Annotated in this window: 16 protein-coding genes, 1 tRNA gene and 1 pseudogene; 4 read left to right on the top strand and 14 right to left on the bottom strand. The window is 45.0% G+C overall.

Annotated elements, in window-relative coordinates; all coding sequences use genetic code 11:
- Positions 1–122 precede the first annotated feature (122 nt).
- Positions 123–1,442 (bottom strand): urea ABC transporter substrate-binding protein, encoded by a 1,320-nt coding sequence (gene urtA, locus QUA47_RS12405; RefSeq protein ID WP_333287679.1) that lies wholly within the window; start codon positions 1,440–1,442, stop codon positions 123–125.
- A gap of 612 nt (positions 1,443–2,054) precedes the next feature.
- On the opposite strand from urtA, the pseudogene QUA47_RS12400 reads away from it, so the two are divergent.
- The 3 genes and pseudogenes from QUA47_RS12400 to QUA47_RS12390 form a co-directional block, all read left to right on the top strand.
- Positions 2,055–2,507 (top strand): annotated as a pseudogene (locus tag QUA47_RS12400) (7-cyano-7-deazaguanine synthase); the annotation flags it as partial.
- 126 nt (positions 2,508–2,633) lie between these two features.
- Positions 2,634–3,524 (top strand): phosphate/phosphite/phosphonate ABC transporter substrate-binding protein, encoded by an 891-nt coding sequence (locus QUA47_RS12395; protein ID WP_333430964.1) that lies wholly within the window; start codon positions 2,634–2,636, stop codon positions 3,522–3,524.
- 148 nt (positions 3,525–3,672) lie between these two features.
- The gene (locus QUA47_RS12390; RefSeq protein ID WP_333430963.1) at positions 3,673–5,580 is read left to right on the top strand and encodes an ATP-binding protein; all 1,908 of its coding nucleotides are present in this window, start codon (positions 3,673–3,675) and stop codon (positions 5,578–5,580) included.
- A 68-nt stretch (positions 5,581–5,648) separates the two neighbouring features.
- Here QUA47_RS12390 and QUA47_RS12385 read toward each other — a convergent pair.
- From QUA47_RS12385 to QUA47_RS12325, 13 genes are all read right to left on the bottom strand, one after another.
- Positions 5,649–5,721, bottom strand: a tRNA-Ala gene (locus QUA47_RS12385).
- 120 nt (positions 5,722–5,841) lie between these two features.
- Complete coding sequence (locus QUA47_RS12380; protein ID WP_333430962.1) at positions 5,842–6,570, bottom strand: HAD family phosphatase; 729 nt, start codon at positions 6,568–6,570, stop codon at positions 5,842–5,844.
- Positions 6,571–6,634: 64 nt separating this feature from the next.
- Positions 6,635–7,534 carry a class I SAM-dependent methyltransferase gene (locus QUA47_RS12375; RefSeq protein WP_333430961.1) on the bottom strand — a complete coding sequence of 300 codons (900 nt, stop codon included), beginning with the start codon at positions 7,532–7,534 and terminating at the stop codon, positions 6,635–6,637.
- A gap of 246 nt (positions 7,535–7,780) precedes the next feature.
- Positions 7,781–10,207, bottom strand: a complete 2,427-nt coding sequence (locus tag QUA47_RS12370; RefSeq protein WP_333430960.1) for an ATP-binding protein — start codon at positions 10,205–10,207, stop codon at positions 7,781–7,783.
- Positions 10,208–10,643: 436 nt separating this feature from the next.
- Entirely contained in the window at positions 10,644–11,369 is a 726-nt protein-coding gene (locus QUA47_RS12365) for a TVP38/TMEM64 family protein (protein ID WP_333430959.1), read from the bottom strand.
- A 147-nt stretch (positions 11,370–11,516) separates the two neighbouring features.
- Entirely contained in the window at positions 11,517–12,503 is a 987-nt protein-coding gene (gene arsS, locus QUA47_RS12360; RefSeq protein WP_333430958.1) for an arsenosugar biosynthesis radical SAM (seleno)protein ArsS, read from the bottom strand.
- Positions 12,504–12,734: 231 nt separating this feature from the next.
- Positions 12,735–13,130, bottom strand: coding sequence for an arsenate reductase, glutathione/glutaredoxin type (arsC, locus tag QUA47_RS12355; protein WP_006633827.1), 396 nt, complete (start codon positions 13,128–13,130; stop codon positions 12,735–12,737).
- A 64-nt stretch (positions 13,131–13,194) separates the two neighbouring features.
- Positions 13,195–13,854, bottom strand: coding sequence for an arsenical resistance protein ArsH (gene arsH, locus QUA47_RS12350; RefSeq protein WP_333430957.1), 660 nt, complete (start codon positions 13,852–13,854; stop codon positions 13,195–13,197).
- A gap of 7 nt (positions 13,855–13,861) precedes the next feature.
- On the bottom strand, positions 13,862–14,566 hold the full coding sequence (locus tag QUA47_RS12345; protein ID WP_333430956.1) for an MIP/aquaporin family protein: 705 nt from the start codon (positions 14,564–14,566) through the stop codon (positions 13,862–13,864).
- Positions 14,567–14,670: 104 nt separating this feature from the next.
- Positions 14,671–15,012 (bottom strand): metalloregulator ArsR/SmtB family transcription factor, encoded by a 342-nt coding sequence (locus QUA47_RS12340; RefSeq protein WP_333430955.1) that lies wholly within the window; start codon positions 15,010–15,012, stop codon positions 14,671–14,673.
- A 140-nt stretch (positions 15,013–15,152) separates the two neighbouring features.
- Positions 15,153–16,268, bottom strand: a complete 1,116-nt coding sequence (locus QUA47_RS12335) for an inorganic phosphate transporter (RefSeq protein WP_333430954.1) — start codon at positions 16,266–16,268, stop codon at positions 15,153–15,155.
- A 233-nt stretch (positions 16,269–16,501) separates the two neighbouring features.
- Entirely contained in the window at positions 16,502–16,756 is a 255-nt protein-coding gene (locus QUA47_RS12330; RefSeq protein ID WP_006633832.1) for a hypothetical protein, read from the bottom strand.
- A 177-nt stretch (positions 16,757–16,933) separates the two neighbouring features.
- On the bottom strand, positions 16,934–17,608 hold the full coding sequence (locus QUA47_RS12325; protein WP_333430953.1) for a HEAT repeat domain-containing protein: 675 nt from the start codon (positions 17,606–17,608) through the stop codon (positions 16,934–16,936).
- Between the two features lie 268 nt (positions 17,609–17,876).
- Here QUA47_RS12325 and QUA47_RS12320 point away from each other — a divergent pair, with 268 nt between their 5' ends.
- A complete protein-coding gene (locus tag QUA47_RS12320) occupies positions 17,877–20,336 on the top strand; it encodes a CBS domain-containing protein (protein WP_333430952.1) in 2,460 nt (819 codons plus the stop codon).
- The last annotated feature ends 181 nt before the right edge of the window (positions 20,337–20,517 follow it).

Raw genomic sequence — 20,517 nt, 5'->3', positions numbered from 1 at the left:
TCCCCCTGATTCAGGGGAGTAGGGGGTGACGCAAGAACGCTCTTGTCCCCCCCTTGTTAAGGGGGGCTAGGGGGGATCGAAGATACCTTGCCAACGTTAAAAAAATTGGTATTACCTACTTATCAAGCTTGGAATTTGCCACCTTTTGCGGGGTCTGACCAATCGCAAGAAAAGCCTTTTGTTTCCGCGACAAATTGATTCCAAGGAACCGGCTTCACTGCTGCTGGTGTAGCAAAAGCGATGTCAAATAAACCGTCTTCTCTCACTTCGCCCAAGCGCACAAATTTAGAAAGGTGATGGTTAACATCCATCGTTACTGTGCCCCCTGGCGCGTCAAAGGTTTGACCCAAAGCTGCTGCCCGCACTTTTTCCAAATCGTCGGCTGTCCCGGCTTTTTCGACGGCTTGCTTCCACAGGTAAACCATGATGTAAGCTGCTTCCATCGGGTCGTTAGTCACTCTATCGTTCCCGTATTTTGCTTTGAAAGCTTGCACAAATTTTGTATTTGCCGGAGATTCCACAGTCATGAAGTAATTCCAGGCGGCGTAATGGCCTTTAAGATATTCTACGCCGATCGCCTTTACTTCTTCTTCAGCAATACTGACAGACATTGACGGATATTTGTCCGGCCCCAAACCTGCACCCTGCAACTGTTTGAAAAATGCTACGTTGCTGTCGCCGTTGAGGGAATTGAAAATGACGCCCCCGTCTGGCAAAGCTGCCTTAATTTTAGTAATAATTGGCGTGACTTCTGTCCCGCCCAAAGGAATGTAATCTTCCCCAACTAATTCGCCGCCTTTGGCTGCTAGCTGTGCCTTGATAATGGTATTTGCCGTGCGGGGGAAAACGTAGTCAGACCCGACTAAGAAGAATTTTTTGCCTTTATTTTCTAGCAGCCAGTCAACTGCTGGTTCGATTTGCTGGTTCGGCGCAGCCCCGGTGTAGAAAATGTTCTTGGAACACTCTTGACCCTCGTATTGTACGGGATACCAGAGCATATGATTTTTTTCTTCAAATACTGGCAATACTGCTTTGCGGCTGGCGGATGTCCAGCAGCCGAAGACGGCGACAACTTTATCTTGGTCGATCAATTTTTTGGCTTTTTCGGCAAAAGTCGGCCAGTCTGAGTTGCCATCTTCTATTACTGCTTCGATTTGTTTTCCGAGGACACCCCCAGCTTTATTAATTTCTTCTATCGCTAATTGTTCGGCATCGACAACGCTTTTTTCGCTGATTGACATCGTGCCGCTCAAGGAATGCAAAATTCCTACTTTGATCGTGTTTCCGCCCCCGGCTGCTGCTGGTGTATTTCCTGTTGATGTGGGAGAAGCGGCGGGAGTTGTTGTTGGAGTTGGAGTTCTACAAGCTTTGAGAAATAAACTTGATGTTAGGGTAGCAGAACTGTATAAAATAAATTTCCGCCGATCGAATCGCTTTGTCATTTTTTCTTGTTACTCTTGAATAGATGAGTCAGATGATTGAGAATAATAACACATAGCGACTTGATATTAAGACTCCCTTAATAAGATAGTTGTATTTTTGGATACAAATTTTATTATTAAGTAAATTAAAGTTTAAGGACAATTTTCGACAATTTACAGTACAGTCTCTCAAAACGGGTGGCGATCGCACTGCGCTTTGAGTACGATCGGACTTGTGTAAATCACCCTGATTGTCGAATAACAAATTATTTGTCGCTTTTAAAAAAAATTAATGCCGTATCGCTCCGAGGAGCTGAAGTCCTTGCTAAATATCGATTGTAGCAGCTTTTTTACCCAAAAAGTACCGCAGTGACTTTAACACGCTCGTTGTCGCTATTTAAACTTTTCACAAATTCTATGTTGCTTCTTAAAAAACGGGGCTGGCAAAAATTAGGGCAGCGTCTAACAAATTAAGCATCGTTTTTTGAAAAAACAGCTTAGAGTGTTGATTATAAAATCAAATTGCTCTGGAGGCGTGCTCGTGATAGGGGATTGTACCCGATCGATCCATCTCCGTTGAGGCGATCGCTCCCTTGAAAACGGTTGCAGGACACCCAGACGCTTTTTTGGCGCGATCGCACCCTCGCTCAAATGTCCGAAAACATTCCCATCACCTACTTTCCCACTCGCCATACAATTTTCCTAAGTTTTGGCCTCGCCTAAGCCGAAAGTCTCAACGCCGATCGCATTTGCATTTGCGTCAACGCTTTAGACTATTCCGGCTATCTAGACTGTCGCCCCGATTATATTCAAGCCATACAACAAGTATTGCGGTTAGGGACAAGACAAGGAAGAGAAGGCGAAGCAATTTCTATCTCAACACCGCTGATTGAGCTAAACAAGACAGAAATTATTAAATTAGGCAATAATTGGAGAGTGCCTTCGGAAAAAACTTAGTCTTGTGACACCGACGGTGAGGTTGCTGGTGGCGTTTGCGATTCCTGTCACTTACCACGGGCAGCGTTTAAGGAGTTAGGTTTACAATATCCGCTGCCTTACGCTGCTAACCCAAACACCGATCAATAAAAATTGTCTTAAAAATTTTGCCGCACAGAAGGTTAACCCATGGATAATCTCTTTTAATCAAAGCTTATTCCAAATAGCTTATAATAGTTATGAAATTTTCAACTGCCACTAAAATTCCTAAAAATTATGAAGAGGCGGCCTTTTGTTGGGTTCTCCCTATTGTTTGTAGCAAGCTGTTCTACAACAGTAAATCAATCTAATCGCAGTTTTTCCAATTTGGCCGTCAGTGAACCAGAAACCCTAGAATTTGCCGTAACTGATATTCAGGGAGCAGAAGATTTGCAGCAAAATTATCAAACATTTCGGACTGTTCTTGGGGAAGTTTTAGAGAAAAAAATTGAATTGTTCCCAGTAGATAACTATATAGCCGCAGCCGTAGCTCTCCAGTCCGGTCAGCTAAAATTAGCTCTAACAGGGCCATCTGAATATGTGATTATGCGGGCCCGGACAAATGCTGTTCCCATCATTGCCATCACCCGCCCCGACTATCACTCAATTATTGCTGTTCCTGCCAATAGCGAGATTAAGTCAGCAGCACAGTTGAAAGGTAAAACAATAGCTATGTGGGAAGCAGGTTCAACCAGCGGTCATTTAGGGCCTACTAAAATTCTACTCGACGCTGGATTAAATCCCCAAACTGACATCAAAATTTCAATGTTGGGAAAAAAGGGCTTGCAGGCTCTTAAAAAACAACAACTTGATGCCTTAGGAATTGGTTTGAATAGATACAAAGATTTGCTCAAAATAGACGGTTTATCGACCAATGATTTTCGGATTATTGCCACAGGGGTACCCTTACCTAGTGACTTGTTTGTAGCTAGTAGCAACCTGCCGAATACTCTTGTTGAAAAAATCCGCGCTCGCCTGGTTGAAAATCAAGATAAGCTAATTGAAGCAATTTTAGTTGGGAAAGCTAATGATAAGTATCAAGGAGCTAAACTGGTGCCAGCAAACGACAGTGATTATAACATGATTCGTGAAGTTTATAAAGCCATTGGTCAGGGGAATGTCTTGTAAGGTTAAATTTTATCTAATGCCGAGTTTGTAGTCAAGCTTTAGCCCTTAATCCATAAACTCTAGGGAATATGGCCCCTACTACGAATAAGAGACTTTATTTATGTGCATTTACTAATAAAATTGTTAAAATTTAGCTCAGGTTGCCAGTATGCAAAAATTTGAACAGGGGGAGAATGGGGCTGTAAAGTTCAACAATCTTACCCTAAATAGACGAAAAAATAATACCGCTGTCACTGAAGGATCTCGCGACATCAAAAATTCTATCCTAAAAACTCCCTTGACTGCCATTAACCGCTTAATTTCTCGCTTAAGCATTGCCAAAAAAATTACTTATGGCTACTCGCTAGCAATTGGAATAGCCGTACTAGGAACCACAGGGGGAATGCTCTGTGGAGACTATTACCAAAAGCAAGCTTTCCAAGCTCTAACCTTCGCTGATGAGCAACAACATTTGCTCAGCGATTTAGAATATTCCGTGCAAGCAGTGCAGTCACATCCCAAACGCTTAATCTCTGTTTTGGGAGATTCAATCTGGTTTGAATATGAAACGGCTAAGTTTTTGAAAGATGTGGATGTAGTCAAAAAACATATTGCAGAACTAGCTTTTTTTACGGAAGAACATTCCACAGAATTAGCAGTTAATTCTTCTGAATTAAAGGAACTGTTAAACGGTTACACAACTGCGACAGATTCGTATTCTCAATTGCTCAAATCTTTTTGGCAAGAAATAGCTCCCTCCTCACTAAAACCAGAGGAAGTTGAAGAGGCACAGCAGCAGGTATTGGATTTAATCAGAGGGGATAAAGCAGTTAAGCTCGATGTGAAGTTTGAGCGGCTGTCAGAGAGTTTGAGCTTGATGACACAAGTAGCTAAGGCACAGCAGGGAGAAGCTTACATTAATTTTAATAGAGCTGAGGAATTGCGAGTGCAAATCATCGTAGTGAGTATGTTAGTGTCCGTCGCGATCGCTATTTTTCTAGCCATCTGTACCAGCCGCGCGATCGCCCTTCCTCTCCAAGCGGTAACCACCGTAGCTAAAACTATTACTCAACAAGCAAATTTTGATTTGCAAGTACCTGTCACCACAGAAGATGAAGTGGGTACCTTAGCCAAATCCATCAATCAATTAGTTGAATGGGTAGCAGAATACACCCATGAATTAGAACAGGCTCGCCAAACTTTGGAAGAGCGAGTAGAACAAAGAACAGAAGAACTTACAGCAGCCCTTTACGAACTCAAACACACCCAAACCCAGTTAATTCAAACCGAAAAAATGTCGAGTTTAGGGCAGATGGTGGCAGGCGTAGCCCATGAAATAAACAACCCTGTTAACTTTATTCACGGCAACCTAGAATACGCCAACCACTATATTATAGATTTGTTAAAGTTAATTCGTCTCTATCAGCAGGAATACCCGCAACCCACAGAGGCGATCGCAGAAGAAATCGCAGAGATAGAACTAGACTTTCTCAGAGAAGATTTACTAAAACTGCTTGACTCTATGAAAATCGGTTCAGAACGCATCAGGCAAATAGTTTTGTCTTTGCGAAACTTCTCTCGTTTAGATGAAGCTCAAATGAAATTAGTTGATATCCATGAAGGCATTGACAATACACTATTGATTTTGAGCAGCCGCCTCAAGCAGGGAATTGAAGTTGTCAAAAACTATGGAGAATTGCCCGAAATAGAGTGTTATCCAGCGCAGCTAAATCAAGTATTTATGAATATTATAGTAAATGCGATAGATGCACTAGAAGAGTCATCGCATAACTCTAAAAAAGGTAAAACTCCTCAGATTTTCATTCAGACGCAAAAGTTGGATAGTAGCCAAATTCTGGTGCGAATTAGCGATAACGGGCCTGGCATTTCACTTGCAATCCAAAGCAAGCTATTTGACCCATTTTTTACAACTAAAGCACCAGGAAAAGGCACTGGTATTGGCCTCGCGATTTGCTACCAGATTGTGGAAAAACATCGGGGTAAAATAGAGGTAATTTCATCTTTGGGAGGGGGAGCAGAGTTTGCGATCGCACTCCCCGCCTCCTCTCAAACTTGAAGCTAGGTATTGTCTATTATCAGGACATTAATGTGTTAACAACGACAAATAATTTCTAATTCGACCTATGGAGAATAGCGGACTCGAACCGCTGGCCTCTGCGGTGCGATCGCAGCGCTCTACCAACTGAGCTAATTCCCCTGATTGAGTTTTAATTTAGCTTTTTAGATGCGGGATTTCCGAATCTAAAAGGCTTACAGGTCTTGCTTGCTTTCGCTTTGGCAGACCGTCACCTACGTTAGCACGTAACTGCTAAAAAGGTCAAGTTTTTTCCGCAGCCGACTCAGTGGGAGCGATCGAGCAAACTTGCGCCACTCTGTCCAACTCTAAATCAGCAAAATAGTCCACCGTCCAATTGGCTTGGCGCTGGATCATGTGAAACGGGTAAGTGTGAGTCACACCCGCAACCTGAATCCCCGCTTTTTTCGCCGCTTCAATCCCCGCAAAACTATCTTCTAGCGCCAAACACTCGATCGGTTGCAGGTTAAAGTCGGGATATTTCTGGTTGAGAAGTTCCACAGCCAATAGATAGCCGTCGGGTGCTGGTTTGCTCGCCGTCAAGTCGTCGCCTGCGACAATGAACTCAAAGTTTGCTGCCAAACCAGCCCGATGTAACACCAATTCTATCTCCGATCGCATTGCCCCGCTAACTACGGCCATTTTCAGTCCGGCGACCCGAATTTTGTCAATAAATTCTGCCAAACCCGGATAAATCGGCACTTTCTCCCAAGTATCTATTTGAGCTTTGTAAGCTTGGGCCTTGCGCTGCAGCAGTCGCTCAAGATATGTTTCTGTCAGAAATCGTCCCCGGCGCTCTAGCAGTGCGGTAATGCAAGCGCAATCGCTTTTTCCCAAACAAACTTCTCGAAACTCCCCACGTTTGAGCTGGAGATTTTCATCGAGCATCAATCGATCGATTATTTTCTCGTGAATCGGCTCGTCATTAACAATCACGCCATTAAAATCAAATAAAACTGCTTTTAGAGTCATTAGTCATGAGTCATTAGTCATTAGTTTGCTAACAGTTAACCATTAACAGACAACAGTTAATAGATCAAGCAGGAGCTGGAATGCCCGGTAAATCCCCATCAAAATCAGGAGTTCGATCGCCCAAATTCCACCCCCTCGCCACCCTCACCTGTTCCAAATCTTCCCCCGGCAAAGGTTTCACGCCCTGCGTCACCTGATTCGTCCACCAGTGTTCGTGAGTTTGCACCGCCGCGAATCCAGCCGCCCCCGCCCAAGCATCGAGGCTGCCAGCCGCGTAAGACTTAATATAAGGCTCCTCAAAGATATCAGTCAGCCACTCTGTCTGCCGCAAAGTTTTTTGGTTTCCGTCCAAAATTGCCACTTGTCCCCCAACCTTCAGCAGGCGGAAGCTTTCTCGCAAAATTGCCCGCGAGACAGCAGGCGGCGTCTCGTGAAACAGCAAGGAAGCTGCGACTAAATCGAAGCTGGCATCGCCAAAAGCAACGCTTTCGGCATTTCCGTGCAACCACTCGATATTTAAGCCGGCTTTTTGCGCTTTCATGTCGGCAACTACCAGCATATAAGGCGACAAATCCAGCCCGACAACTTCCGCTTCGGGAAAGGCTTGCTTGAGCATGAGCGTTGTCGAACCGGTGCCGCATCCCAAATCTATAATTCGGCGCGGTTTCACCCCCACAGCGTCAATTAAGCCTTGCCTGACGACTGTTTCGTGGGGAGGCAAAACATATTGCGTGATTGGATCGTAGGAAACGGCGGCACTGGGGTTGAGGTACCCGCGTTTAATGCCGTGAAAGTTTTGGCTGGTGTAATATTCGGGATAAACTAAGCCGGGTTGTCGGTAGCGATCGCCCGCTGTTTCCCAGTCGATACCTTCGTAGAGTCGTTTCAGTGCTTGTTCGTCGATCGCCAGTCGAATCAGGGGCGACAAAAAGCGCTCGAAAATTGTATCCTTGCCAACAGCCATAAAACTCCTTTAACCAAAACTAAAACTCTTCTAATTTTAGCCAACGGTCGTAAGTTTAGCATTAATTAAAACTGTTGAGTCCCTCTTCTCTCTTCCCTGTATCCGTTACCTCCGTTACAAAATCCGTAGGCTTCCTTTCCCACTTCCTTCTTATACCTGTTTCAAAAATAAATGCAACTAGAGGCAAGCTCCCAACATTATTTCATCAGTCATTACCCATTCTAAAATCTAAAATCTAAAATGGTATTACTTCCCGTTACTAATAGGAATTTTTACCATAAACTCCGTCCCGCCGCCCGGAGGTTGAGAAATTTTGATGCTGCCGCCGTGTCCATCCACTACAATCTTGTAGCTAATTGCTAACCCCAAACCAGTGCCTTGGCCCACTGGTTTAGTAGTAAAAAATGGGTTATAAATTTTGTCTTTAACGCTGTCGGGAATGCCGGGGCCGTTGTCGGCGATCGCCACTTTTAGAAATTTACCGCCATTTTCGCGAACTACTCCCGTGGAAATTGTAATGATTTTATCTAGGCGATCGATCTCGTTCAAGGCATCGATCGCATTGCTCAGCAAGTTCATAAAAACCTGATTGAGCTGAGACGGATAGCACTCGACTGAAGGCACTTTTCCGTATTTCTTGACTATATAAATTCTATTTTTGATGCGGTTGGAGAGCAACAGCAAGGTATTTTCTATACCTTCGTGAATATCCGCCTGCTTTTTGTCAGATTCATCAAGGCGAGAAAAGTTACGCAAAGAAAGAACGATGTTGCGAATGCGTTCGGTTCCTATTTTCATAGAATCCAATATATGCGGCAAATCTTCCTCGATAAAGTCTAACTCGATTTCTTCGGTAAAGTCTGCGATTTCCGGGGGGACTTCCGGGAACGTTTGTTTGTATAAACTCACCAATTCTAATAAATTTTTAGTATATTTGCTGGTGTGAGGTAAATTAGCCGAAATGAAGTTAACCGGGTTGTTGATTTCGTGCGCTATCCCAGCTACCATTTGACCTAGCGATGACATTTTTTCGCTCTGGACTAAATGAGTTTGAGTCTTTTTCAGTTCATTTAAGGCACTATTAAGGAGTTTTACTTGGTCTTGGGTTTGACTGTAAAGGTGAGCTTGAGTAATTGCGATCGCCAGTTGGTCGGCTACCGCTTTTAAGAGTTGGATTTCCTCCTTACTCCAAAGCCAATGAGTAACGTGGCTGCAAATTAAATAACCCTGCGGCTGGTTCTGAGTATGGACAGGTACGGCTAAATAGCTATTAGCTTTAAAGTCGGGCGGTTGAGTTACACCCTCCGCCCAAGTGTCGCTCGAAAGAATAATGGGTTCGCCTTGAGCACTCCGTACTAACACATTTTCGATCAAGTAAGGCTCAAACTTTATGGCTTGTGTCCGAGAATCAGATGGGCAACATTCCCAGAGGATTTGTAACATTTTTTCTTGCGGTTTGTACCAACCAAAAGCCGCCCGTTCTAGGTGCAGCAAACTTGCTATTTCTTCGACTGTACTTTGCACAATTTTGTCTAATTCCAGGGAAGCGCGAATGCGTCCAGCAATCCGGTTGAGCATGGCTTCTCGCTCCGCTTGAGCGCGATTGTTTTCGGAGGAGTAAATTAGCCAAATGGCTGCTAGCATTGCCGGGACGAGCAGTCCGGCGACTACGGATGTCAGCAAATTTAATGCTTGCAGTTGGGATTCAATATTTTCGCGGGGAATTACTAAAGCCATCGACCAGTTAACTTCCTTGAGGGGAGCATAGGCCACATACACCCATTTATTATCTATTTTTACCAGTTCGATGTTCGTCTGGCGGTCGATCATCTGCCGCGCAATTGTGGAGAGTGCGGGGTCTTGTGACTGTAAAAAGCTTGGGGTCTCCCGGTCGATATTTCCGATTAAGTTACTGTTGGGATGAACAATTGGCACTCCTTGTGAATTGAGCGCAAAAGCATAACTGTCAGAACCGTACAGCAAGCTGTTAGCGACCGATGTTACTCGGTCTAATTTAATGCTGCCCGATAGGGTTCCAATTACTTGATTGGGAGCGGGGGGTAAGGCCCAAATAGGAGCTGAAATGATGATCGTCGGAACTTTTGTACTGCGGCCGATCAGCGGGTCGGAAACGTTGAGCTGCCCTGCCATTGCTTTTTTAAAGTGTTGGCGGTCTTTGTTGTTCGCGCGGTTGCCTAGAGTGTTGATAAACGAGCCGTCCGTTTGAGTTAATGACAGGATGAAATACTCTTTTAACCTGTATATTTCTCCTTGCAACCTGGGTTCGACTAATTTCCAATTGAGAGTGTTAACCGTAGGATCGTAAGCAAGGGTTTCTATTTCTGCTTTGCGAGTGCTGAGCCAGCGGTCGATTTCGTCAGTGCCTTTTTCTAGTTTTAATAGTGCTATTTGCTTTAAATTGTCGAGGATTAGCCCGCGCACAAAAAAATAGCTGATGCAAGCAGTTGTGCTAATGGTTAAAGCCGTGGTGGCCAGAATTAGCAGGGTCAGCAAATGGCGGCGCTGCCGTCTGTGCTGCCAAAGACTGTGCGCTTGCTGCCACCTTGATTGAGCAGAATTGGTGATGTTTTCCCAAAAGTGGCGCAGGTTTTTTGTTTGGTGTGGGGGCGCCGCAGACACAGATCCGGCTTGATTTGCTGGGTTTTGCATCATCAAATGTTCTCTCCGAATCAAATTCATCAAACGGTATTGGTCATTCGGCAGAATTAATAATATCAGGCAAGTCGTGAGACAACTTTCAGAAAATAATGCAACTGTAGGCCGGTGCTCCCGACCCTGCTAGTCATCAGTCATTCCGAATCTAAAATCTCAAATCTAAAATTTAAAATGGTATGACTTGCATTCCTGACTCCAAACAATTCTTATTCCGAGCGCACGATCGCCTTCTATTTTGGCATCAATTTTATATTTCGACCTTCGGTTTACCTACTTGAGGTTAGTGCTTTACGATATCTTTAATATCTATCTTGTTTGTATAACAAAATAATTGTAAATAACACAGAGAAAATACGGAGTTTTTTAAATTAGCAATGTATTATAATGTATGGGAAAAACACTATTGACAATTTTACCAATTTGCGCTGTGGTTTCAAGGGGAAATTTTTTCGTCTAAAGCTTTCTTAGCCAAGCGGGTTGCATAAACGGTGAGGGCGATCGTTGCTAGCAAACCAATGCCGTAGAGAACCCACTCAGCAGCAGTGCGCGATCGCCCTTGCGCTCCAAGTGCAGTCAAACTCCCGGCCAGGGAACCGATATAAACATACATGACAGTTCCCGGAATCATGCCGATCCAAGATGCCAAAAAATAGTCTTTTAAAGATACCTGCGTGACTCCGAAAGCATAGTTAAGCAAATTAAACGGAAAAATGGGAGAAAGCCGCGTCAGCAGCACAATTTTCCATCCTTCAGAAGCAACTGCGGAGTCGATCGCCTTAAATTTTTGATTGCCCTCTATCTGTTTGGAAACCCAGTCGCGAGTTAAATACCTTCCTGTTAAAAAAGCGCAAGTTGCGCCTAAAACCGAGCCGATGGAAACACAAACCGAGCCGCCAACGACTCCGAACAAAACGCCAGAACCGAGAGTCAGCAAAGAACCAGGGATAAATAGAACCGTTGCTACAATGTAAATTAGAATAAAAGCTGCCGGGCCCCAAGGGCCGAGACTCGCGATCGACTCCAAGGCATTTTTCAGAATTCCTTGGAAGTTGAAAAACTTGGTCGCAGCAATTAAAGCCACAGCTAAACCAATTCCTAAAATCAGCTTCCACCTGTTTGATGTTGGGGGATTTTCACCGGGCGATCGCGAATCATTCATTACCTCAACTCTCCACTCTCAATAATATGGGCATGGGGCATTGGGCCCAAAAGCATGGGGAATCGGGAATCGGGAATCGGGAATCGGGAATCGGGCCCAAGAGCATAGTTTCTTCCTTCTTCCTTCTTCCTTCTTCCTTCTTCCTTCTCAAATCAAAGTACCGCCGCAGCTAGAACCGCAACCCGCCGTACAGCCATAACAATAAGCAGCAGTTTGCACCTCTTGAATCACATCTAAACTGCCAGATTCGAGCAATTTAGCAACAGTTATCTTTTCCCCGCTGCCAGTTTTCGCGGGCAAATTTTCCATTTGGTTAAAATCGCAGTCGTAGACATTGCCCAAATAGTCGATCGACAATTCGTTACGGCACATTAAATGTTCCAGAGTACCGGGGTTAAAATTCTCCTCCAAAAACCCGAGATAAGGCTTGTGCAGTTTCTTATGTTCCAAATGAAACTTAGTCCGTCCCACCGGCAAATTAGTAATCGCGAACAATTGATTAAAACAAATCCCAAACTTTTCGGCTAAATAAATCTTGTAATCTTGCTCTAACTTGCCTTGTTCCGGTGTTAGCGAAAACTTGTCTGTTGTCGGCACTTGTGGATTGTACACCAAATCTACAATTAAATTTGGGTTTTTCCCGTATCCCAACTGATTTAGCTTTTGCAGCGCCCGAATCGAACTGTCAAAAACACCGTTGCCGCGCATTTTGTCCACATTGTCAGCTTGGTAGCAGGGAAGCGACGCCACAATTCTGAGTTGGTGCTGCGCGCAATATTCGGGAATATCTTCAAAACCTTTTTCAAAGTAAATCGTCAAATTAGAACGAACAATTACCTCTTTACCTGCCGCCCTGGCAGCTTCCGCTAGCGGTTTAAAACCGTAAAGCATTTCGGGAGCACCGCCGGTGAGGTCAACAGTTTTAATTTGAGGAAAGCGACGAATGATTTCAATTAATTGGTCGCAAATTTCCGGGGAAAGTTCTTCTGTTCGTTTCGGGCTAGCTTCTACGTGGCAGTGAGTGCAAGCGAGGTTGCAGCGTTTGCCGAGATTAATTTGTAAAACTGTAATCTGCTTTTTAGTTAAAGCTGAGTTAATTTTGTTTTTGAAAGGCGTGACTGCTGTCTGAATCATGTGCTAACCTTTTGGTCTTTGCTCGCAACGAATGTAGAGGCGTTCCGGCGGAACGCCTCTCATAATTTAGCACTAATTCTTTGGATGCGACAGCGACTAATTTGAATGATTGGCAACAAAGTTAATTGAAACTCACATCTTGCACCATTCTTAAGAACAGGCTTTCCGGCCTGTTCCACAAAAGTTAATTTTCTTGTGGGGTGGGCAGGATGCCCGCCCGTCTACTTAATCTTACTTGAGAGAGTCAACTAATGTTTCAACTCGTGCTTTAATTTCATCTCGAACGCGGTGAAAAGTTTCTATGGGTTGTCCGTCGGGGTCGTCGAGTTGCCAATCTTCAAACACTTCTCGCAATACCCACGCTTCGGGTAAATTCACGCCGCAGCCGCACAAAGAAATTACTGCATCGTAGTCTTCTGCATTGAATTCGCTTAAGGGGTTTGATGTTTGATCTGTGATGTCAATGCCGATTTCTGACATGACTTGAATTGCTGTCGGATGAACTCTGCTTGATTCTAACCCGGAACTGGTGACTCCAATCTTTCCGGCTCCGATGGTTTTAGCGAATCCTTCTGCCATTTGCGATCTGCAGGAGTTTCTTTTGCAAACAAACATTACTTTTTTCATGCTTTTTGTTGGTTGTTAGTTGCGAGTTGTGGGTTATGGGTTGTTGTCGGGGTTCCAGCGGTTTCTAAGCGCCCGGTAATTCAAGGGCGCGATTTGCTAGTGCGATCGCCTCTTTAGCGGCTTGTTCCTTGCGTTCGCTGTAGCGATCGGTCAAATAGTCGGCTTGCTCCCGCAACAGCAGGGTAAACTTGTACAGTTCCTCCATCACGTCGATCGCGCGATCGCGATAAGGCGAATCCTTCATCGTCCCATCGTCATTAAACTCCTGATAAGCTTTCGCAACCGAAGACTGATTCGGAATCGTAAACATCCGCATCCACCGGCCCAAAATTCTCAAAGTATTGACAGCATTAAAAGATTGCGAACCACCGCTAACTTGCATCACCGCCAAAGTTCGACCTTGAGTCGGTCTGACAGCCCCAATGCTTAAAGGAATCCAGTCAATTTGATTTTTCATAATGCCGGTAATATTGCCGTGCATTTCTGGACTAGACCACACTTGACCCTCCGACCACAGGCTCAATTCCCGCAACTCTTGAACCTTCGGATGAGTATCGGGAACGCTGCCGTAAATCGGCAATTCAAGAGGATTGAAAAATCGAACTTCTGCACCCAAATCCTCAATAATTCTCGCCGATTCTTCCGCCAACAAGCGGCTGTAAGAACGCTCTCGTAACGAGCCGTATAAAAACAGAATTCTCGGTTTGTGCGTAAAACTTGTCATGATACTTTCAATTAAAATCCCGAAATCCGTTAGATATTTCCCGATAAACTGCGACTGCTAATTGTGCTCCCCAGATAGGAGCAACCCAGTAAACCCAGTGGTGTTCCCAAATGCCGCCCACTAAAGCCGGGCCGAGAGAGCGTGCTGGATTCATACTCGCTCCGGTAATTGGCCCCATAAATGCAGCTTCTAACCCTACAGTTAACCCAATTGCTATCCCGGCAAAGCCGATGTGAGCGCGTCTATCTAGTCCCGAACCGAGGATAACAAACATTAAGATAAAGGTCAAAACAGTTTCTAAAATTAGAGACTGCAACCAGTGACCATTAAGAGGGATAGTTGCACCTAGATTTGCTACTTCACCTAAAGTAATTAGCAGCAGTTGAGAAGCTGCGATTGCACCCGCACACTGCGCTAAAACGTAAGGCAAAACTTTATATTTTGGGAAAAAACCGCTCGCCCAAAACCCTAAAGTTACGGCAGGATTAAAGTGTGCACCGCTGATGTGTCCGATCGCGTAAATCATGGCACATACTACTGCACCAAATACAAAACTGACGCCTAAATGAGTTACGGAACCAGCGCTAGTTTTGTTAACCATCACCGCGCCGGTGCCTGCAAAAACCAAAATAAATGTACCTAGAAATTCGGCGATCGCCTCTCGCCTGCAATCGGGCCGAGCACAAGCTAACCTCTGAGCTATTGCATCCATCGCTCTCAACTAATTTGTTCCCTCCCATCATATCAATAAAAATTGATATGTCAATCATCAAACAAGCCATATCAGTATTTGAGTGATTAAGAAATGTTGATGGGTTAACCCGCGTCGGAACAGGGGCGCGCCGGCAGGATCTGGCTGAAGCGGCGGTATTCGGCGAGGTACTGTTCGAGGGCGACAAACTGCGTCAAATTGAGGCTGTAGTAAATCCAGCGGCCTTCTTGGCGGCTGCGGACTAAACCGGCTTCTTTTAGGGTTTTGAGGTGGAAAGAGAGTTTAGGCTGAGAGACAGAAAGTCGATCGCACAATTCGCACACGCACAACTCCTGTTCCCGCAGCAACTCCAAAATTTGAATCCGCAGGGGGTCGGAAAGAGCGTGAAAGCCAGCAGCGATCGATTTATCTGCAACAGGCTGCGCGATCGTAGAATTTTTAACCATAAATTACCCTTAAATTTTTATTCAAAAACTCCCACTGCGATTTCTTGTTTTTACCGTTAGATTTGATCGGGTTATCCTTTGATGGCAATCCCGAATCAACTGCGAACTCTTTCTATTCTATGACTAACGATTAATTTTTTTTACCGATGCAACACCCCGTAAGCACAGCCGCTGATTGCCGCAGCAATTGGCAAGGTCAAAATCCATGATAGTAGAATCTGATAGAAAACGCGCACATTAGCTTTTTTTGAAATCAATCCAACACCAAAAATTGAACCTACCGAAACATGGGTTGTAGAAACTGGAAGCCCATAACGACTGGCAACAATAACTAAAAATCCAGTCACTAAGTTTGCCACCAGCCCTTGACCGGTATTCATTGCTGTCAGCTTTTTGCTCATGGTTTCGGCAACTTTTTTAGCATTCAATAAACCGCCGAGCGCCATTCCCAAAGCTACTGCCAAACTTCCCCACTGAACTGATATTGATTGACCGACTAACATGAGCGAAACAATTTTCGGCGTATCGTTCAATCCTCTGGCAAAACTGACGATTCCCGCACTCATAAAATGGCAAACATCCACTAACTTTTGGCTGGGGATTTGTAAGAAATTTCCCCGGTACCTTTGCGTGCATTTATCTAGAGAATCGACGGCGACATCAGCGGTTGTGATGCACTTAAGTATGTTAGTTGCATCGGGCTGGGGAATGGGAATAATCTGTTGAATTTGACCAGCGCAAATACACCATTCTTTCTGGATTCCTAAATAAACTCGCAGGTAGCGAGACAGCGCATAAATTAAAGCTCCTAATATAATCGCAATCATGGGGCTCAGCAACAAAGGCATTAGAAAATTTTTATGCAATGCCGTAAAATTAACTTGAGTACCAATTGCTACTAAACCTGCACCGCCCAAGGCACCTGTAAGACCGTGAGTTGTGGAAATAGGGAATCCAGTTAAGGTAGCAAGAATAACGGTTAAACCCGCAGCGATCGCGACTGCCAAATGAAAATCTGTGCCATTGGCGATCTCGTCTGGAACTAGCCCTTTTCCCGAAAAGCTTTTTACCAGCGTTTCTGCTAAAAAAATAGAAAATATTGAACCTGCAAATGTTGTGATAGTTGCCCAACCAATTGCTGTTTTATAGTTCGTCGTCTGACTGCCAAACAGTGTCGCCACGCCTTTAAAATTATCATTAGCACCATTGCAGTATGCTAAAAAAAACGTGGCGATAAATAGGGCAATAAGTAACATTCTCTTACTCAGAATAAGTGTGGTTTATTTAAAACTGTTTTTGACCCGGACCGCTACAGCACCGAATTTGATTGTATAGACACAGGTGCATCAAAAAAAATAATGAAAATATTAAGATTTCTTGGGAAGGCGAGCGATCGCATCTTAATTTCGCGCCAGCAACATGGACACGATATGGAACGATATTATAATTAAGGCTCGGCGATCGCTTCCCGTACGCTCAATTCACCGATTCACTTAGGATTTTGTACCCTTGCAGGCACATCAGTGAGTCCGGCTTTCTGCATCAGCGAAATCACCCCTATAGACAGAATTCCCCCAATAATTGCCCCGACAACAACCAGGATAATAAAGACTTTTTGCAGAGTTTTTTTAGTTGCCGGGTGGTACTGTCTCGGCAATGCTTCACCTTGATCGTCAACTTCTTGCTCCAAGGGGTCTAGGGGATTGGAGGGATTTGAGTTAAAGGGATTGGGCGCTTGATTCATGGTTAGTTTGAGTTAAAGGAGATTGACAACTATTTTAACTTGCGATTTAGCCTTGCAGCTTAAATAATACATTCGGGTTTTAGTGAATACTCTATAAATTTTATTAAGATTGCTAAAATACGGATTAACCCGGTTTATTCAATAAACCGGGTTTTTCAACATACTAAAAGTTTTATGTCACGCTTCTGCTTTGGACAGGCGATCGAGAGAAATTGTTGCTGCCTTAGATACTTGAAAATTCCTATCTTTTTCTAAGTATTTCAAAGCCGAAACGCTCTTAACACTCGGCAAATTGCCCAAAGCTTCAGCCAGCCTCTGGCGAATCAGCCAATCTTCCGACTGAGCAAAATTGAGGATGCGATCGATCGCCCCAAGATCTTTAATTTCTCCCAAAGCCGAAATTGCCGCCTGCTGGATCACCACTTGCTCGCTGTCGAGAGCTTTCAGCAGTACGTCGCGAGCCCGGGGATCTTTGAGATTTCCCAGAGAAACAGCAGCACTGAAGCGCACCAGCCATTGAGTATCTTCGTAAAAAGCCCGCACCAAAGCGTCAAAAGCTCTGATATCTTCCAGATAGCCCAAAGCACCCGCAGCGTCAGCGCGAATGCCGTAATCCGGGTCTGTTTCTAGCAATTTGACTAAAATAGGATAGCACTCTGCTGTCGGTTTGACCCCGAGAGCAAACACAGCCATCGATCGCACTTGCAAACTTTCGTCGTTCAACACCTTTTTAATCAAAGGCACCGCCTCTGCAGCAGGCACGTTCCGCAAGTTGGCCAAAGCCACCATTCGATCGGCTGAATTTTCGCTTTCTAACTTGGCTGCAATTTGCTCTAAGCTTAAAGTTGTCATTATGGATAAATCTTGTAGTAAAACTTTACATTCGGGTTATTTTGATTATAGGAGAGTCTCAGGAGAAAAGCAGGCAGTAAAAACCGCCCAAGGATTTGAGATCCGTGAGATTGCGAATTAGTGGCACCATTAATCTAAAGCTCAGATTGCGTGGAAATAATCAATGAGAAAGTTTATTATTTAAATCCCAAGCACAGGCGAGGTGTTTCTGCCGTTCCCTAAGGCTTTGCCCGATAGTTAGCCGCCCTCTGACAACCTGCAATCAACTATGCCGTTTTACCACCCGCCCTTTTACTCCTCAGCCTTAGAACAAGCGATCGACCGCTACCCCCTAACTGCCGGGCCAGAAACTTCCTTAGCAGCGGCGATCGCCTTGATGAGTCAGTTGCAAAACAGTTGTCCCCTAGTCAAAACACCTGTACCCTCAGACCGGGGGGGGATGACCGAAACCTCCCCGCCGGACAAGGTGCGGGCCCGGTGCGTGCTCGTCGTGCAGAACCAGCAGACTATTACCACAGGGAACTTATCCGATAGCCCCAGCCGCGGACTGTTAATGGGCATATTAACTCCCGCCGACTTAGTGAGGCTGATAGCTTCTGGCAAAATAGACACCCAGCACAAAGTAGCCCTGCACAAAATACCCATTTCTGAAGTGATGTCCCCGGTTTCGGTCTCCCTCACAGAATCCGACGACCAAGACGTGTTTACCGCTTTATCCTTATTTCGCCAGCACAAGATTCGCTATTTGCCGATCGTCAATCAATTGGGCCACTTGGTAGGAGTGCTGACGCGGGAAAGAATTCGCCAAGTATTGCAGCCTTCAAACATTCTCAAATTGCGGCGGGTAGCAGAATTGATGACTACGCCAATTACAGCACCCCACACCGCCTCGCTGCAGAGTATAACCGAACTGATGTCTGAGCATCAAGTCAGTTGCGTAGTCATCACAAAAAACAAAGAATTAACAATGGAGAAGCCCAAAGATGACTATACCTCCATTTTTCACTATTCCTTTCACCAACCCCTGGGAATTGTTACCGAATACGACATCGTGCAGGCACAGTTTCTCGAACTAAATTTCGAGCAAACCCCAGCTCAAAAAGTCATGAGAACTCCCCTGCAATTTCTTCAACCTTCCGATTCCCTGTGGACGGCCCACAAAGAAATGCAGCAGCAACAAGTGCAGCGGTTGGTCGTGTGCGGGGGGCGCGGAGAACTGTTGGGAATTATTACTCAGACCAGCTTGCTCAGAGTCCTCGACCCCACCGAAATGTACCGAGTTGTCAAACAGTTGCAGCAGTCGGTTTATCAACTGCAAGCCGAAAAAGTGGAACTGCTGCAAAGCCGCAACGCCAAACTGGAACAGCAGGTGCGGGAACGGACTGCAAAACTCCACGAACAATTGCAGCGCGATCGGTTGTTAACTCACATTTCCTTGCGGATTCACCAATCCTTAAACCTCGAAGAAATTCTCAACGCCAGCGTCGATGAAGTCCGCCAAGTTTTGCAAGCTGACCGAGTAGCAATCCTGCATTTAGAGTCCAGCAATTACGGCATTGTAGTGGCAGAATCCGTTGCCGAAAATTGGCCTTCAATCTTGGGAGAAATCATGCCGGATAATATTTGGCAAGAATCTGCTTCCGTGATCGAACAGGAAATTTATGCGGTTCCGGATCTCGACCAAGCCTGTTTGAGCGCCGAAAAATATGCCCGGTTCCAGCAAGCGCAAATCAAAGCTTATTTGATTGTACCAATTTTGCAAGACGGCAATTTGTGGGGGATGATGTGTGTCCATCAGTGTTCCCAATCCCGTCAGTGGCAACCTTCGGAAGTGGATTTGCTGCTGCAACTGGCAACTCAAATCGCGATCGCCATTCAGCAAGCCCAACTCTATCAGCAAGTCCAAAATCTCAACACCGACCTGGAACGCCAAGTCCAAGAACGCACCGCCGAATTGCAGCAAAAAGTTCACGAACTCCAGCATTTAAACGTCCTCAAAGATGAATTTCTCAGCACCGTTTCTCACGAATTGCGGACGCCTTTAGCTAATATAAAAATGGCTATTCATATGTTGAGAATTTCTCCCACACCAGATCGACGCCAGATTTATCTAGAAATTTTAGAAACAGAATGTACTAGAGAAACAGATTTGATTAATGCTTTGCTAGATTTGCAGCGGCTCGAAGCCGCAACTTGTCCGATCGACCTCGAACCAGTAAACTTAGAAGTCTGGCTGCCTACTATTATCGACCCGTTTTACACCCGGGCCCACGACCGCCACCAGGATTTGCGAGTAGAGTGCGATCGCCACCTCCCCACGATCAGTTCCAACCGCGCTAGTTTGGGACGAATTTTAGCCGAGCTCCTCAACAATGCGTGCAAATATACTGCCAATGACGGCGAAATTTTTCTGAAAGTTGAGTGCAAAAACCGAGACGGGGAACAGGGAGGACAAAGGACAAATTCGCGACAAGCAAGTGCCGTGGCTTCAGAAATCCAATTTACACTCAGCAATCAATCGTCCATTTCCATAGAGGAATTGCCTCGAATTTTTGAGAAATTTTATCGAGTTCCCAACGCCGATCCTTGGAAACAAGGAGGTACAGGTTTGGGTTTAGCTTTGGTTCAAAAACTTGTCGAACAGTTGCAGGGAAAAATTGAGGTTGAAAGCAGGAATGGCTGGACTAATTTTACCGTCACATTTCCTACCAACCCGGATGGAAATTAGTCCGCCATCAGTCAATTTTAGATTTTAGATCTTAGACTTCTGCCTAAGAGGTTCGGCGAGCGCTTAGTCAAGTCGCGCTCAGTCGAACGATTTTAGATTTTCGATTTACTCCACAGACGAATCTGGGAGCTTGAACAAGAGTCTAAAATTTTAGGAGTTCCATGACTCCTTTCGGGGGCTT

The sequence above is a fragment of the Microcoleus sp. MON2_D5 genome, from assembly GCF_036701905.1.
Classification (GTDB): Bacteria; Cyanobacteriota; Cyanobacteriia; order Cyanobacteriales; family Microcoleaceae; genus Microcoleus.
The sequence above is the reverse complement of the archived record's forward strand: the minus strand, read 5'-3'. Positions and strand labels throughout refer to the sequence as shown.

Coding starts and splice junctions, on each gene's coding strand:
- QUA47_RS12370 (WP_333430960.1), bottom strand. CDS start 10,207: ATGATGCAAAACCCAGCAAATCAAGCCGGATCTGTGTCTGCGGCGCCC.
- arsH (WP_333430957.1), bottom strand. CDS start 13,854: ATGACAAGTTTTACGCACAAACCGAGAATTCTGTTTTTATACGGCTCG.
- arsS (WP_333430958.1), bottom strand. CDS start 12,503: ATGATTCAGACAGCAGTCACGCCTTTCAAAAACAAAATTAACTCAGCT.
- QUA47_RS12335 (WP_333430954.1), bottom strand. CDS start 16,268: ATGTTACTTATTGCCCTATTTATCGCCACGTTTTTTTTAGCATACTGC.
- QUA47_RS12330 (WP_006633832.1), bottom strand. CDS start 16,756: ATGAATCAAGCGCCCAATCCCTTTAACTCAAATCCCTCCAATCCCCTA.
- QUA47_RS12340 (WP_333430955.1), bottom strand. CDS start 15,012: ATGGTTAAAAATTCTACGATCGCGCAGCCTGTTGCAGATAAATCGATC.
- urtA (WP_333287679.1), bottom strand. CDS start 1,442: ATGACAAAGCGATTCGATCGGCGGAAATTTATTTTATACAGTTCTGCT.
- QUA47_RS12390 (WP_333430963.1), top strand. CDS start 3,673: ATGCAAAAATTTGAACAGGGGGAGAATGGGGCTGTAAAGTTCAACAAT.
- QUA47_RS12320 (WP_333430952.1), top strand. CDS start 17,877: ATGCCGTTTTACCACCCGCCCTTTTACTCCTCAGCCTTAGAACAAGCG.
- QUA47_RS12395 (WP_333430964.1), top strand. CDS start 2,634: ATGAAGAGGCGGCCTTTTGTTGGGTTCTCCCTATTGTTTGTAGCAAGC.
- QUA47_RS12365 (WP_333430959.1), bottom strand. CDS start 11,369: ATGAATGATTCGCGATCGCCCGGTGAAAATCCCCCAACATCAAACAGG.
- QUA47_RS12345 (WP_333430956.1), bottom strand. CDS start 14,566: ATGGATGCAATAGCTCAGAGGTTAGCTTGTGCTCGGCCCGATTGCAGG.
- arsC (WP_006633827.1), bottom strand. CDS start 13,130: ATGAAAAAAGTAATGTTTGTTTGCAAAAGAAACTCCTGCAGATCGCAA.
- QUA47_RS12375 (WP_333430961.1), bottom strand. CDS start 7,534: ATGGCTGTTGGCAAGGATACAATTTTCGAGCGCTTTTTGTCGCCCCTG.
- QUA47_RS12380 (WP_333430962.1), bottom strand. CDS start 6,570: ATGACTCTAAAAGCAGTTTTATTTGATTTTAATGGCGTGATTGTTAAT.
- QUA47_RS12325 (WP_333430953.1), bottom strand. CDS start 17,608: ATGACAACTTTAAGCTTAGAGCAAATTGCAGCCAAGTTAGAAAGCGAA.